1 protein-coding gene is annotated in these 503 nt (G+C 46.9%); it reads right to left on the minus strand.

Translation table 11 applies throughout. The features are described from left to right. Positions 1-73: 73 nt before the first annotated feature. On the minus strand, positions 74-503 hold a 430-nt coding region (locus tag AB4512_RS24295), incomplete at its 5' end, for a GNAT family N-acetyltransferase (protein ID WP_372176055.1).

Here is a 503-nt window from a genome sequence, read left to right on the forward strand (position 1 = left end):
GTTGATGCACGGTATCGTGATGTTGACCTAAGCGCGTGATGCCTGCATCTAAATAGACACAATGAAACGGGAACTAGACGATGAGCTGCATGACCAAACGAGGCTCATCGTCTCCGAAATAATTACTCTCTTCTTTGATGGTCACGAAGCCCATCGACAAATACAGATCACAAGCCGAGCTGTTATTTGGATCAACAGTAAGCAACAGCTTGGAATCTTGTGGCAATGTTTCTATCGCCTGCTGCATCAATGAACGGCCAATCCCCATGCCTCGGTAAGCAGTATCAACAGCCAGTGACAACACCCAATACTCTTGTTGTTTATCGGTTGGCGTCATTAACACATAGCCCGCAACCTGCGAATCCTGTTTCGCCACCAACAAGCCCTTCCCCCAGCAATCAAATGCCTGACGAAAGAAAAACAACGGATAGGCGTGATCGCCAAACAAAGCATGTTCAAGCTGGTAGATATCAGCCAGTTCTTGTTTTTCCGCACAAACAACA

It is taken from the genome of Vibrio sp. 10N.222.52.B7 (genome assembly GCF_041474275.1).
Taxonomy (GTDB): Bacteria; Pseudomonadota; Gammaproteobacteria; order Enterobacterales; family Vibrionaceae; genus Vibrio; species Vibrio crassostreae_C.